Source organism: Micromonospora sp. NPDC047793 (assembly GCF_040642635.1).
Lineage (GTDB): Bacteria > Actinomycetota > Actinomycetes > Mycobacteriales > Micromonosporaceae > Micromonospora.
This window is the reverse complement of sequence record NZ_JBEYSG010000001.1, coordinates 532,144-545,380: the sequence shown is the minus strand read 5'-3', so window position 1 is coordinate 545,380 and position 13,237 is coordinate 532,144. Positions and strand designations below refer to the sequence as shown.

Genomic DNA, 13,237 nt, shown 5'->3' with positions numbered 1-13,237 from the left:
CGGCGGCGGGCGTACCCGGCCGTCGTCCACAGGGGCCGCCTCCGGCGCCCGGCCCCGCCTAGCGTCTGCGCCGGGCGGGAGTCGAGGACGGGAGGGGCCGATGGCGCAGGAGGAGTTGACCGTGCGGCCGGAGACGCTGCACCGGGTGGGGCGGACGCTGGGCGACACCGCCTACCGGTTGGCCCACGGGCCGGCGGGCGTACCGGGGTTGGCGGCACCGGACCGCCAGTGGTCGGCGGCGGGAGCGCTGGCCGCACTGGAGACGTCGGTACGCACCTGGTGCGGGCGGCTCGGCGCGGAGGTGGCGGAGACCGGGGACGCGGTCCGCGCCGCCGCCGGGGCGTACGAGTCGGTGGACGGTCGGGCCGCCACCCGTTTCTCCGCGGTGACCCGGTGACCGGCGCGACGCCGACCCGGCCGACCGCCGTCGGGTACGTCCAGCTCTCCACGGCCGACCCGGCCGGCTGGCGGAGCACCGGCACCGCGTGGGCCGGCCTGGCCGGGCTCGCCGGGCGGCGGGCCGACGAACTCGCCGACGGTGCGGCGGCACTGCGCACCGGCTGGTCCGGGCGGGCCGCCGGATCGGCCGGGGCCCGCCTGACCGGGCTGCGGACCGAGCTGACCGCGCTCGTCCCGGCCGCCGTCGAGGTCGACCAGGTGCTCGCCGGGTTCTCCGCCCGCCTCGCGGCGGCCCGCGCCCGGCTCTCCTCGGCCGTGGCGCTGGCCGCCGCCACCGGTGTGCTGATCGACCGGTCGGGGCGGGTGCGCCCCGACCCGGCGCGGGTGCCGCCGGAGCGGGCCGCCGCCACGGTGACCCCGGTGGCCACCGGCCTGCGGGACGCACTCGACCTGGCCGGGGCGGCCGACCGAGAGGCCGCCGGACGCCTCGGGCAGTTGTCGCGGGACGCCGCCGCCGGTTGGGTGGTCCCGCCTCCGCCGGGCCGACCCGCCCCGCACACCGACCCCGCCCGGGTACGCCAGTGGTGGACCGGGCTCAGCACGGCACAGCGTCGCTGGTTGGTGCTGCACGAGCCGGAGCTGGTCGGTCGCCTCGACGGGGTGCCGGCCGCCGACCGGGACCAGGCCAACCGCTCGCTGCTGGGCATCCGGCGGGAGGAACTCCGGGCGCGGTGGGAACGGCTGCTGGCCCGGGTGCCGCGCGGTCCGGCGGAGGTGGCCGGGCTGCGCGCGGTGGACGCCGCACTGACCGGGCTGGACGCGCTCGCCACCCGGCTCGACGCGACGGGGTCACCCCGGGCGTACCTGCTCGGGTTGGACGTGGGCGGCGAAGGACGCACGGTGGTGGCGCTGGGCGACCCGGACCGCGCCACCGGCGTGGTGACGTACGTGCCGGGGATGACCGCCGGGCTGGACGACGCCACCGGCGAGCTGGGCCGGGCGGCCCGGGTGCTGTCCCGCTGCGCCGACCTGGCACCGGGCCAGGAGACCTCGGCGGTGCTCTGGCTGGACTACGACGCCCCGGACTTCCTGCACGAGGCGGCCCGGGACGGGCAGGCCCGGGACGCGGGCGAGGCGCTGCACCGGTTCCAGGAGGGACTGCGGGCCACCCACGACGGACCACCGGCCCGGCAGACGGTGCTCGGGCACAGCTACGGGTCGCTGGTGGTCGGGACCGCCGCCCGGGACCATGGGCTCGCCGCGGACGCGCTGGTCTTCGTCGGCTCGCCCGGCGTCGGTGTGGGACACGCCTCCGAGCTGGGCGTCCCGCCCGAGCAGGTGTGGGCCAGCACCGCTCCGGACGACGTGATCCGGCTGACCCGCCCACCGGACGAGCTGGCCCGGCAGGCGGTGCTCGGCGCCTCGCCGGTCGGCACGGTCCTGGACTGGCTGGCCGGGTCGGACGACGAACGCTGGTTCGGGCGCGACCCGGCCGAGCCGGGTTTCGGAGGTCGGACGTTCCCCAGTGGCCGGTACGGTCACACCGGCTACTGGGATCCGGCCAACCCCGCGTTGGACGGCATGGCGCGAGTGGTGCTCGGCCGGTGAGCGCCCCGTGCTACTCCACGGTGACCGACTTGGCCAGGTTGCGCGGCTGGTCGACGTCGTGCCCCCGGGCGGCGGCGATCTCGGCCGCGAGCACCTGCAACGGCACGGTGGTCACCAGCGGGGCGAGCAGCGTCGGGGTACGCGGCACGTAGATCAGATGGTCGGCGTAGCGGACGACCGCCTCGTCGCCCTCCTCGGCGATCACGATGGTGCGGGCGCCCCGGGCGCGTACCTCCTGGATGTTGGAGACGATCTTGTCGTGCAGCAGGCCGCGACCGACCGGGGACGGCACCACGCAGATCACCGGGGTGCCCTGGTCGATCAGCGCGATCGGGCCGTGCTTGAGTTCACCCGCCGCGAAGCCCTCGGCGTGCATGTACGCCAGCTCCTTGAGCTTGAGCGCACCCTCCAGCGCCACCGGGTAGCCGACGTGCCGGCCGATGAACAGCACCGTCGGCGCGGACTTCAGCTCCCGGGCCAGCTCCCGGACCGGCTCGATCCGACCGAGCAGTTCCCGCAGCTTGTCCGGCACCTGGTGGAGCTGATCGACCACGGCCGCCACCTCGTCGGCGAACTTGATCCCCCGCACCTGGGCCAGGTGCAGCCCGATCAGATAACAGGCGACCAACTGGGTGAGGAACGCCTTGGTCGAGGCGACGGCGATCTCCGGACCGCCGTGGGTGTAGAGCACCGCGTCGGACTCCCGCGGGATGGTGGAACCGTTGGTGTTGCAGATGGCCAGCACCCGGGCCTTCTGCTCCTTGGCGTGCCGCAGCGCCATCAGGGTGTCCATGGTCTCGCCGGACTGCGAGATCACCACGATCAGGGTGGAGCGGTCCAGCACCGGGTCGCGGTACCGGAACTCGCTGGCCAGTTCCACCTCGCAGGGGATCCGGGTCCAGTGCTCGATGGCGTACTTGGCGACCATGCCGGAGTGGTACGCGGTGCCGCAGGCGACGATGAAGATCTTGTCGACGTCGCGCAGGTCCTGGTCGCTGAGGCGGACCTCGTCGAGCATGATCTCGCCGCTCTCGGTCAGCCGGCCCAGCAGCGTGTCGGCGACGGCCTGGGGCTGCTCCTCGATCTCCTTGAGCATGAACCAGTCGTAGCCGCCCTTCTCGGCGGCCGAGGAGTCCCAGTCGATGTGGAAGTCCTTGCCGCTGGCGGGCTGACCGGCGAAGTCGGTGATCTCGATGGTGTCGGCGGTGATCAGGACGATCTGGTCCTGGCCCAGCTCGACCGCCTCGCGGGTGTACTCGATGAACGCGGCGACGTCGCTGGCGAGGTAGTTCTCCCCGTTGCCGCGCCCCACCACCAGGGGCGAGTTGCGACGCGCGCCGACGACGGCTCCGGGCACCCCGGCGTCCACCGCGAGCAGCGTGAAGGCACCCTCCAGCCGCTGGCAGACCACCCGCATGGCGGCGGCGAGCAACTGCGGCCCGTCCGGGTGGCCGGCGGCCCGCAGCTCGGCCAGGGCCTTGGCGAGCAGGTGCGCGGCGCACTCGGTGTCGGTGTCACTGACGAACTGGACGCCGTCGTCCTCCAGCTCGGTGCGGAGCTTGGCGAAGTTCTCGATGATGCCGTTGTGGATCACCGCGACCCCGCCGTCGGGTGACAGGTGCGGGTGCGCGTTGCGGTCCGTGGGGCCGCCGTGGGTGGCCCACCGGGTGTGCCCGATGCCGGTGGTGCCGTCGCCGATGCCGATCGGGCTGGCTCCGCAGCCGGCCGGGTCCTCGGCGGCACGCTCGGAGAGCACCTTCTCCAGGTTGGCCAGCTTGCCGGCCTTCTTCTCGGTCAGCAGCTGCCCGTCGCAGACCACGGCGACACCCGCCGAGTCGTAGCCGCGGTACTCCAGCCGCCGCAGGCCGTCGAGCACGATACCGAGCGCCGGCCGACTGCCGGCGTACCCCACGATTCCACACATGGGAGGCAGCCTAACCAGATCCGCTCACGATGTCTGCGCGAAAGCCGGGTAAACAATCACTGAATTTGAGCGATTAGCGCTACACGGTGATCGGTGTCACCTCGCACGCAAGCGGGGGCGGGCAGGACGACCGGGCCCAGCCGTACCCTGACCGTGTGACGAGCACCGATGTCGACCCCCTGGTGAGCCGGATGCGCCCGTTCGGGACGACGGTTTTCGCCGAGATGTCCGCTCTGGCCGTGCGTACCGGCGCGGTCAACCTCGGACAGGGTTTCCCGGACACCGACGGCCCGCCCGAGATGCTCGCCGCCGCCGCCGAGGCGCTGCGGGCCGGCCGCAACCAGTACCCACCCGGCCCCGGCGTACCGGAGCTGCGCGCCGCCGTGGCGGCACACCAGCGCCGGTTCTGGGGCCTGGAGTACGACCCGGACGGCGAGATCGTGATCACGGCGGGCGCCACCGAGGCGATCGCCGCCGCGATCCTCGGTCTCTGCGAGCCGGGCGACGAGGTGGTCTGCTTCGAGCCCTACTACGACTCGTACGCCGCCTCGGTCACGCTGGCCGGAGCCGTCCGGCGACCGGTCACGCTGCGGCCCGGCGACGACGGGCGGTACGCCTTCGACCCGGCGGACCTGCGGGCCGCGTTCGGGCCGCGGACCCGACTGGTGCTGCTGAACTCCCCGCACAACCCGACCGGCAAGGTCTTCACCCCGGCCGAGTTGTCGCTGATCGCCGAGCTGTGCCAGGAGCACGGCGCGTACGCGGTCACCGACGAGGTGTACGAGCACCTGGTCTTCACCGACGCGTCGACCGGGCACGTCCCACTGGCCACGCTGCCCGGCATGCGCGAGCGCACGCTCCGCGTCTCGTCGGCCGGCAAGACGTTCTCCTGCACCGGCTGGAAGGTGGGCTGGGTCAGCGGTCCGGCGGCACTCGTCTCGGCGGTGCTGCGGGTCAAGCAGTTCCTCACCTTCGTCAACGCGGCGCCACTGCAACCGGCGGTCGCGGTGGCCCTCGCCCTGCCCGACGCCTACTTCACCGACCTCCGGGACGGCATGCAGGCCCGCCGCGACCAGTTGATCAGCGGGCTCGGCGACGCCGGCTTCGACGTGCTCACGCCGGAGGGGACGTACTTCGTCACCGCCGACATCACCGCCCTCGGCGGCACCGACGGCGTCGACTTCTGCCGGACGCTGCCGGAGCGCTGCGGCGTGGTGGCCGTACCCACCCAGGTCTTCTACGACGACCCGGAGGCCGGCCGGCGGCTGGTGCGGTTCGCGTTCTGCAAACGCCCGGAGGTGCTGACCGAGGCGGTGGCCCGGCTACGCCGGGCAGGCGCGCACGCCTGACCCGGCGGTCACCGCGTCCGGGCCCGACGGCGCGCCGCCGACCAGGTGAGCAGGGGGCACCACGGCCGCCCTGCCGTGTGTACCGGCCGTCGCGTCGGTCAGGCCGGGCTGGCCGTGCGGACCTGTTCGGCGATCCGCTCGGCGACCTTCCGTGCGGTCGCCTCGGTGGCCGCCTCGACCATCACCCGCACCAGCGGCTCGGTGCCCGAGGGGCGCAGCAGCACCCGTCCCGTCTCGCCCAGCTCGGCCTCGGCGCGTTCCACCTCGGCGCGGACGGCGGGCGCGGCGGCACCGACGGTGCGGTCACCCACCGGCACGTTGATCAGCACCTGCGGCAGCTTGGTCACCACCGCCGCGAGGTCCGCCAGGGTCCGGCCGGTGGCGGCCATCCGGGCCATCAGGTGCAGCCCGGTCAGCACCCCGTCGCCGGTGGTGGCGTACGCGGGCATGACGATGTGTCCACTCTGCTCACCGCCGAGCGCCAGCCCGGAGGCGCGCAGTTCCTCCAGCACGTACCGGTCGCCCACCTTGGTCTCGATCAGCCGGATGCCCTCGGCGGACATGGCCAGGCGCAGGCCGAGGTTGCTCATCACGGTGGCGACCAGGGTGTCCCCGGTCAGCGTGCCGGCCTCCCGCATGGCCAGCGCCAGGATCGCCATCACCTGGTCGCCGTCGACCTCGTCGCCGTCGGCGGTGACCGCCACGCAGCGGTCGGCGTCGCCGTCGTGCGCGATACCGAGGTGTGCGCCGTGCTCGACCACGGCCTGTTGCAGGGCGGCGATGTGGTTCGAGCCGCACCCGTCGTTGATGTTGAGCCCGTCCGGCTCGGCGTAGATCGCGACGACCTCTGCGCCCGCCTCGCGGTACACGGCCGGGGCGACCTCGGCGGCGGCGCCGTTGGCGCAGTCCACCACGACCTTGATCCCGTCGAGCCGGTGCGGCACGGTGCCCGCCAGGTGCTGCACGTAGTGGTCGGCGCCGTCGAGCAGGTCGTGTACGCGGCCCACGCCCGCACCGACCGGCCGCGTCCAGGCGGTGGTGGCGTTGGCCTCGATGGCCGCCTCGATCCGCATCTCGATCTCGTCGGGCAGCTTGTGCCCACCAGCCGCGAAGAGCTTGATCCCGTTGTCCGGCATCGGGTTGTGCGAGGCGGAGAGCATCACCCCGAGATCCGCCTTGGCCTCGGCGGTGAGGAACGCCACCGCCGGGGTGGGCAGCACGCCGACCCGGACCACGGTCGCTCCGGCGCTGGTCAGTCCGGCCACCACGGCCGCCTCCAGCATCTCGCCGCTGGCGCGGGTGTCCCGGCCGACCACGGCGATCGGAGCGTGACTGCGATCCGACTCGGCGAGGGTGTGGGCGGCCGCGACGGCCACCGAGAGCGCCAACTCCGGGGTGAGGTCGACGTTCGCCCGCCCGCGTACGCCGTCCGTGCCGAACAACCGGCCCATACCCACCAACCTCCGATGAAACTGCCGTTACAGGTGAAAAGCGGACGGCCGGTCCACCTCCCCGGGTCGAGGGGAGGCGGACCGGCCGTCCGTCAGAAGTACAAGGTGCGGCTGGAGATCAGCGCTTCGAGTACTGGGGAGCCTTACGGGCCTTCTTGAGGCCGTACTTCTTGCTCTCCTTGACCCGCGCGTCACGGGTCAGGAAGCCGGCCTTCTTGAGGGCCGGGCGGTCGTCGGGCTCGTTGACGATCAGCGCCCGCGCGATGGCCAGCCGCAGCGCGCCGGCCTGGCCGGTGGTGCCGCCGCCCCGCAGGTTGGCGATCACGTCGAAGGCCTCGGGCTTCTCGGCGGTGACCAGCGGGTCCTTGATCAGCTGCTGGTGCACCTTGCTCGGGAAGTAGGCTTCCAGGTCGCGTCCGTTGCACGTGATCTTGCCGGTGCCCGGCACGATCCGGACTCGGACGATGGCCTCCTTGCGCCGACCCACGGTCTGGATCGGGCGGTCACCACGAGGCGCGCGGGCGACGGGCGCCGGCGCCTCGGTGGCCTCGGGGGCGACCTCGGTGGCGGTGATGTCGGTCATGCTGCTTCCTTCGCCCGCGCTCACTGCGCGATCTGCTTGATCTCGAACGGCGCCGGCTGCTGCGCGCCGTGCGGGTGCTCGGCACCGGCGTAGACCTTCAGCTTCTTGATCAGCTGACGGCCCAGCTTGTTGTGCGGGAGCATCCCCTTGACAGCCAGCTCGATGGCCCGGTCGGGGCGCTTGGCGAGCAGCTCCTCGTAACCGACCTGCTTCAGGCCGCCCGGGTAGCCGGAGTGGCGGTAGGCGATCTTCTGCTGCCGCTTGTTGCCGGTCAGCGCGACCTTGCCCGCGTTCACGATGACGACGAAGTCGCCCGTGTCGACGTGCGGCGCGAAAGTCGGCTTGTGCTTGCCCCGCAGCAGCGTGGCGGCGTGGGTGGCCAAGCGGCCCAGCACGACATCAGAGGCGTCGATGACGTGCCACTGACGCTCGATCTCACCCGGCTTCGGGCTGTACGTACGCACAGGTCTACCTTGTCTCGTCGTCGGTCTGGGGTAGCGCGCCGAGGTGACCAGGGCTTCCCGGTCGGACCAGCGCGCACGAACGACCAAGCGTACCTCAGGCGGCACGCCCACAGATGTCGTACAACAGCAGGCAACGATACCCGTAGCCCCGTCGGCCGGTCAAAACGGGGGTCCGGCGGGCGCGCCGGATGGAGGGACAATACCCCCTCAGACCCGTGCCCGCGCCATCCGGGACCCCGGCCGGAGGTACGCCACCCAGGTGACCGCCAGCAACACCAGGAAGAAACCGACATAGAAGCGCAGGGCCGGCTGGATCCCGCCGTAGGTCGACCGGGCCCAGGCGTAACAGATCGGCACCAGGAAACCGCCGAAGGCGCCGACCGCGGAGATGATGCCCAGCGCACCGGCGGCCTGCCGACGCATCGCCAGCATCACCTCCGGCGTACCGCCCAGGTCCTCGCCCTTGACCCGGAAGATCTTGCTGATCATCCGGTAGGTCGAGCCGTTGCCCACCCCGGTGGCGACGAAGAGCAGCAGGAAGGCCGCGAAGAAGACACCCATGCTGCGCCGCTCCACCGACCAGAGGGCGGCCAGCGCACCGGCGGCCATCAGCACGAAGCTGACCACCGTGACCCGGGCACCGCCGACGACGTCGGCCAGGCGACCGCCGAAGGGCCGGCAGAACGAGCCGACCGCAGCGCCGAGGAACGCCCAGGCCAACGCGGTGTCCGGCCGGCCGAACACCGAGGTGAGCAGCGTCGGGAAGGCCGCCGAGTAGCCGATGAACGAGCCGAAGGTGCCGATGTAGAGCAGGGACATGATCCAGGTGTCCCGGTGCCGCAGCGACGACCAGACCGGCCCCACGTCGGCCTTGGCCTCGACCAGGTTGTCCATGAAGAGATACGCGCAGACGGCGGCGATCACCGCGAGCGGGACGTACATCAGTCCGGCGCGGGCCAGCACGAGCCCGCCGCCGAGCACGATCACCTGCGGCACGACGAACTGCACCACCGCGACCCCGATGTTGCCGCCGGCCGCGTTGAGGCCCAGCGCCCAGCCCTTCTCCCGTTCGGGGTAGAAGAAGGAGATGTTCGCCATGCTGGAGGCGAAGTTGCCGCCGCCGAGACCGGCGCTCGCGGCGATCAGCAGCAACGGCAGGAACCCGATCTCCGGATGCTCGACCGCCCAGGCCAGGCCGGCGCAGGGCACGATCAGCAGCAGCGCGGAGACGACCGTCCAGTTCCGTCCGCCGAAGACCGGCACGGCGAAGGTGTACGGCAACCGCAGCAGCGCCCCCACCCCGCTCGGTACGGCGGTCAGCCAGAGCGCCTGGCTGGTGGTCAACTGCCACCCGGCGTCGCCGAGCCGGACGACGACGATGCTCCACAGCAGCCACACCGAGAAACCGATGTGTTCCGCGAAGATCGACCAGATGAGGTTGCGTCGGGCGATCCGACTGCCGGTGGTACGCCAGAATCCCGGATCCTCCGGCGTCCAGTGCCCGATCCAGCGACCGGGCCTGCGGTCCAGGTCCTGCGGGTCCTCGATAACCTCGGGGCGCGTGCTCGTGGTGGTCATGGCGCCGAAGCTAGGAATCGAGCGTTACCGTGGCGTTCGCCCTCGGGGTCGACGGCGCAACGGGGAGCGCACCGGCGCCGCGCGCCGGTGGTGAGGAACGGTCAGAGCTGCTGGAGGATGCGCAGCGCCCGGTCGATCCGGCGCATGGTCTCGATGTCGGCGACGTCCACGCACTCGGCGAACCACTTCTTCATCGGAGACGAGATCCGGTCCGGCATGACCACCCAGCCGCCCATCGGCACCGCCAGGGGCGAGTCGCGCAGCAGCGCCGCCTCGACCACCTCGGCGACGATCACGATGGGCACCGCGGTGGAGTTGTAGACATCCGAGCTGATCACGAGCCCGAGCCGCTCGCGAGCCCCGGCGATCCGCCAGACCTCGCCCCTACGCAGCACGCGGGCGACCGCCGAAGAGCAGGTCGTCGACCATGCCCACCTCCTGCGCGTCGGCCAGCGAGGCCGACTCCAGGTCCAGTCCGGCCCGCCCGACCGCGGCGGCGTGCGCCGCGAAGACCTCACGCAGGGCCTTCTCCCGGGCAGCCTGATCCATCCAGGCCGACAGGGAGAGCCCTTCGCGCTTGGCGAACCGCCTGGCCTCCGCGATCGTCTCGTCGGAGAACGACAGAGTCACCTTGGCTGTCATGCCGGTCAGACTACCCGTTGGTATGACCATCAGTCATCCGTCGAGTACCGCGAGCTGTCGCCGGACGGGCCGTTGGCACCCGGGGCACGGCCGCCGAAGACCGCGAACCGCCACGCCTTGAAGAAGCAGTCCACGTCGGTCAGCCCCGCGTCGGACAGCCAACGACACTGCTCCCCCACGGACGCCGGCCGGTCGTACGCCATCCGCTGCGCGGCGGCGGCGATCTCGTCGGCGTCGGAGCCGCGCGCGGTGATCTGGGCCAGCCAGACCTCGTGGTAACGCCGGTCCAGCTCGGCGGTGGGGCCGGCGACCTGTTCGGCGTTGACGAAGACGCCTCCGGGCACCAGCGCCTCGGCGGCCCGCCGGTAGAGGTCCCGCTTTCCGGCGTCGTCGAGGTGGTGGACGGCGAGCGCGCTGACCACCGCGTCGTAGCGCCCGTCGGGCAGCGGGTCGGTCAGGTCGGCCACCACCACCCGGTGCGGCACGCCACGGCTGGTGAGCTGGTCGGCGGCGACGGCCAGCATCTTCGGCGCGGCGTCGACGAGGGTCAGCCGGACTCCGGGCACGGCGGCGGCGACCAGGGACGACAGCAGACCGGTGCCGGCGCCCAGATCCAACACCTCGGGGGTGCGCCCGGCGGCGCGGGCGGCACGCAACGCCGGCTCGACGACCTCGACGGCCGTGCCGTAGAACCCGTCGAAACAGGGCACCAGTCGCCGCCGCGCGGCGTCGTAGCTGCCGGCCACCGCGTCGAACGCCTGGGCCACATCCATGTCGATCCCCCCGATCCGTCGCCGTCGCGCACACTTCCCACATGACAGGATTTTCGTTCCATATTGTAGACCTCTCGACCCCGCGCGCAGCCGACGTGCGGTGTGAGGTGCTCTTGACAGGGCCGAAACAAACGGGACGCCGACCGGAAACCGCCCAACGGCACGCTTTGCCGACATGACAGACGGTGCACGGTCGGCGACTCGATCGGGGGAAACACCCCGGGAGGTGGCGACGCACTGCCCGTACTGCGCCCTCCAGTGCGGGATGACCCTGCGCCAGGACGAGGACCGGATCTCCGTACACCCCCGGGACTTCCCGACCAACCGGGGCGGCCTCTGCCAGAAGGGCTGGACCTCCGCCGAGCTGCTCGACCACCCCGACCGGCTGACCACCCCGCTGCTGCGCGACCCGGCCACCGGCCGACTCGTACCGGCGAGCTGGGAGGCGGCGCTGGACCGCATCGTCACCGGGCTGGGCGAGGTACAGCAGCGGCACGGCCGCGACGCCGTCGCCGTCTTCGGCGGCGGCGGGCTCACCAACGAGAAGGCGTACGCACTGGGCAAGTTCGCCCGCGTGGCGCTGCGTACCCGACACATCGACTACAACGGACGGTTCTGCATGTCCTCGGCCGCCGCAGCCGGGATGCGGGCCTTCGGCGTCGACCGGGGACTGCCGTTCCCGCTCGCCGACCTGGGCCGGGCGGACACCCTGCTGCTGGTCGGCGCGAACCCGGCCGAGACGATGCCACCGCTGGTGCGCTGGCTCACCGAACAGCGGGAACGCGGCGGCACGCTGATCGTGATCGACCCGCGCGCCACCGCCACCGCCCGGCAGGCCGACCTGCACCTGCAACCCCTGCCCGGCACCGACCTGGCGGTGGCCAACGCCCTGCTGCACACCGTGCTGACCGAGGGCTACGTCGACGGGTCGTACGTCGCCACCCGCACCAACGGTTTCACCGACGTACGCCGTGCCGTGGCGGGCTGGTGGCCGGCTCGGGCCGAGGCGCTATCCGGCGTACCCGTGGCCGACCTGGAGGCGACCGCCCGCGCCCTCGGCACCGCCGAACGGGCGATCATCCTCACCGCCCGGGGCGCCGAACAGCACGCCAAGGGCGTCGACACGGTCACCGCCTTCGTCAACCTGGCGCTCGCCCTCGGCCTGCCCGGCCGGCCCGGCTCCGGGTACGGCTGCCTGACCGGGCAGGGCAACGGCCAGGGCGGCCGGGAGCACGGGCAGAAGGCCGACCAGCTACCCGGGTACCGCAGGATCGACGATCCGGCGGCCCGGGCACACGTCGCGGAGGTCTGGGGCGTACCCGCGGACGAGCTGCCCGGTCCGGGCGTGCCGGCGTACCGGTTGCTGGACTCACTGGGCACCGCGGACGGACCCCGGGCGTTGCTGGTCTTCGGCTCCAACCCGGTGGTCTCCGCACCGCGCGCGGCCCGGATCGAGAGCCGGCTGCGCGACCTGGACCTGCTCGTCGTCGCCGACTTCCTGCTCTCCGAGACCGCCGCGCTGGCCGACGTGGTGCTGCCCACGGCGCAGTGGGCCGAGGAGGACGGCACCATGACCAACCTGGAGGGACGGGTGCTGCGCCGACGCGCGCTCCGCCCCCCGCCGACCGGTGTCCGCACCGACCTCGCCATCCTCGCCGCCATCGAGGACCTTCTGAAAGGAAGGGCCCCTTCCTATCGCCTCGTGCATAGCAAGGGTCCCCTCCTAACACCCGGCGCGGACGCGAGCGACGACGCGGGAGCGGGTGTGCCGGAGGCCGATCCGCAGGCGGTGTTCGAGGAACTGCGGCGGGCCTCGGCGGGCGGGCTCGCCGACTACGCCGGCATCAGTTGGGACCGCATCGACGAGGCGGACGGGGTGTTCTGGCCCTGCCCACGCAGCGACGGGCCGGACTCGCCCCGACTCTTCGCGGACCGCTTCGCCACCCCGGACGGGCTGGCCCGGTTCCACCCGGTGGAGCACCGGCCGGCGGCCGAGGAGGTCTGTCCGGAGTACCCGCTGCACTTCACCACCGGCCGGGTACTCGCCCAATACCAGTCCGGCACACAGACCCGGCGGGTGGCGGCGCTGCGCCGGGCCGCCCCCGACGCGTTCGTGGAGCTGCACCCGGATCTGGCCGATCGGCTCGGGGTGGCCGACGGCGAACCGATCCGGGTGGTCTCCCGGCGAGGCGAGTTCCGGGCGCCTGCCCGGCTGAGTCCGGCGATCCGGCCGGACACCGTCTTCGCGCCGTTCCACTGGGCCGGCGCGGCACGGGCCAACTCCGTCACCAACGACGCGGTCGACCCGATCTCCGGCATGCCCGAGTTCAAGATCTGCGCCGTCCGCCTGGAGAAGGTCGCACCAGGCGACGCGGAGCGCAGCGGAGTGACGGCATGAGCGAGCACCAGCGAGCGAATCAGCAGCACAGTGCGGACAAGCCTCATGGCGACGCGGAGCGCAGCGGA

12 protein-coding genes are annotated in these 13,237 nt (G+C 72.7%); 4 read left to right on the top strand and 8 right to left on the bottom strand.

All coding sequences use genetic code 11. The features are described 5' to 3' along the window. Positions 1 to 100: 100 nt before the first annotated feature. Together ABZ738_RS02535 and ABZ738_RS02530 are read left to right on the top strand one after the other, a co-directional pair. The gene (locus ABZ738_RS02535) at positions 101 to 397 is read left to right on the top strand and encodes a type VII secretion target (RefSeq protein ID WP_176095223.1); all 297 of its coding nucleotides are present in this window, start codon (positions 101 to 103) and stop codon (positions 395 to 397) included. Further along, a complete protein-coding gene (locus ABZ738_RS02530) occupies positions 394 to 2,007 on the top strand; it encodes an alpha/beta hydrolase (RefSeq protein WP_357210460.1) in 1,614 nt (537 codons plus the stop codon). Before ABZ738_RS02535 ends, ABZ738_RS02530 begins: the two co-directional genes overlap by 4 nt. Positions 2,008 to 2,017: 10 nt before the next feature. Here ABZ738_RS02530 and glmS read toward each other — a convergent pair whose 3' ends face one another. Further along, positions 2,018 to 3,931 carry a glutamine--fructose-6-phosphate transaminase (isomerizing) gene (gene glmS / locus ABZ738_RS02525; protein ID WP_131053674.1) on the bottom strand — a complete coding sequence of 638 codons (1,914 nt, stop codon included), beginning with the start codon at positions 3,929 to 3,931 and terminating at the stop codon, positions 2,018 to 2,020. A gap of 155 nt (positions 3,932 to 4,086) precedes the next feature. Between glmS and ABZ738_RS02520 the strand changes: the two genes are divergently transcribed. Next, positions 4,087 to 5,280, top strand: coding sequence for a pyridoxal phosphate-dependent aminotransferase (locus tag ABZ738_RS02520; protein WP_357210457.1), 1,194 nt, complete (start codon positions 4,087 to 4,089; stop codon positions 5,278 to 5,280). Between the two features lie 98 nt (positions 5,281 to 5,378). Here ABZ738_RS02520 and glmM read toward each other — a convergent pair whose 3' ends face one another. The 7 genes from glmM to ABZ738_RS02485 form a co-directional block, all read right to left on the bottom strand. Then, positions 5,379 to 6,731: a phosphoglucosamine mutase gene (glmM, locus tag ABZ738_RS02515; RefSeq protein ID WP_131053672.1), complete on the bottom strand. Its 1,353-nt coding sequence runs from the start codon at positions 6,729 to 6,731 to the stop codon at positions 5,379 to 5,381. Between the two features lie 118 nt (positions 6,732 to 6,849). Next, a complete protein-coding gene (gene rpsI, locus ABZ738_RS02510) occupies positions 6,850 to 7,314 on the bottom strand; it encodes a 30S ribosomal protein S9 (protein WP_102658823.1) in 465 nt (154 codons plus the stop codon). A gap of 20 nt (positions 7,315 to 7,334) precedes the next feature. Continuing rightward, complete coding sequence (gene rplM, locus ABZ738_RS02505) at positions 7,335 to 7,778, bottom strand: 50S ribosomal protein L13 (RefSeq protein WP_131053671.1); 444 nt, start codon at positions 7,776 to 7,778, stop codon at positions 7,335 to 7,337. Positions 7,779 to 7,985: 207 nt separating this feature from the next. Further along, positions 7,986 to 9,356: a nitrate/nitrite transporter gene (locus ABZ738_RS02500; protein WP_357210451.1), complete on the bottom strand. Its 1,371-nt coding sequence runs from the start codon at positions 9,354 to 9,356 to the stop codon at positions 7,986 to 7,988. Positions 9,357 to 9,457: 101 nt separating this feature from the next. Continuing rightward, positions 9,458 to 9,751, bottom strand: coding sequence for a type II toxin-antitoxin system PemK/MazF family toxin (locus tag ABZ738_RS02495; RefSeq protein ID WP_131053669.1), 294 nt, complete (start codon positions 9,749 to 9,751; stop codon positions 9,458 to 9,460). After that, positions 9,741 to 9,998, bottom strand: a complete 258-nt coding sequence (locus tag ABZ738_RS02490; RefSeq protein ID WP_117226201.1) for a DUF6364 family protein — start codon at positions 9,996 to 9,998, stop codon at positions 9,741 to 9,743. The genes ABZ738_RS02495 and ABZ738_RS02490 overlap by 11 nt, the downstream gene beginning before the upstream one ends. A gap of 29 nt (positions 9,999 to 10,027) precedes the next feature. Further along, a complete protein-coding gene (locus ABZ738_RS02485) occupies positions 10,028 to 10,771 on the bottom strand; it encodes a class I SAM-dependent methyltransferase (protein WP_131053667.1) in 744 nt (247 codons plus the stop codon). 175 nt (positions 10,772 to 10,946) lie between these two features. Between ABZ738_RS02485 and ABZ738_RS02480 the strand changes: the two genes are divergently transcribed. Continuing rightward, the gene (locus tag ABZ738_RS02480) at positions 10,947 to 13,169 is read left to right on the top strand and encodes a molybdopterin oxidoreductase family protein (RefSeq protein ID WP_357210446.1); all 2,223 of its coding nucleotides are present in this window, start codon (positions 10,947 to 10,949) and stop codon (positions 13,167 to 13,169) included. The last annotated feature ends 68 nt before the right edge of the window (positions 13,170 to 13,237 follow it).

Excerpts from the sequence above, each read along its gene's own strand:
- ABZ738_RS02535 (WP_176095223.1), top strand. The coding sequence starts at position 101 with ATGGCGCAGGAGGAGTTGACCGTGCGGCCGGAGACGCTGCACCGGGTG.
- glmS (WP_131053674.1), bottom strand. The coding sequence starts at position 3,931 with ATGTGTGGAATCGTGGGGTACGCCGGCAGTCGGCCGGCGCTCGGTATC.
- glmM (WP_131053672.1), bottom strand. The coding sequence starts at position 6,731 with ATGGGCCGGTTGTTCGGCACGGACGGCGTACGCGGGCGGGCGAACGTC.
- rpsI (WP_102658823.1), bottom strand. The coding sequence starts at position 7,314 with ATGACCGACATCACCGCCACCGAGGTCGCCCCCGAGGCCACCGAGGCG.
- ABZ738_RS02500 (WP_357210451.1), bottom strand. The coding sequence starts at position 9,356 with ATGACCACCACGAGCACGCGCCCCGAGGTTATCGAGGACCCGCAGGAC.
- ABZ738_RS02490 (WP_117226201.1), bottom strand. The coding sequence starts at position 9,998 with ATGACAGCCAAGGTGACTCTGTCGTTCTCCGACGAGACGATCGCGGAG.
- ABZ738_RS02485 (WP_131053667.1), bottom strand. The coding sequence starts at position 10,771 with ATGGATGTGGCCCAGGCGTTCGACGCGGTGGCCGGCAGCTACGACGCC.
- ABZ738_RS02480 (WP_357210446.1), top strand. The coding sequence starts at position 10,947 with ATGACAGACGGTGCACGGTCGGCGACTCGATCGGGGGAAACACCCCGG.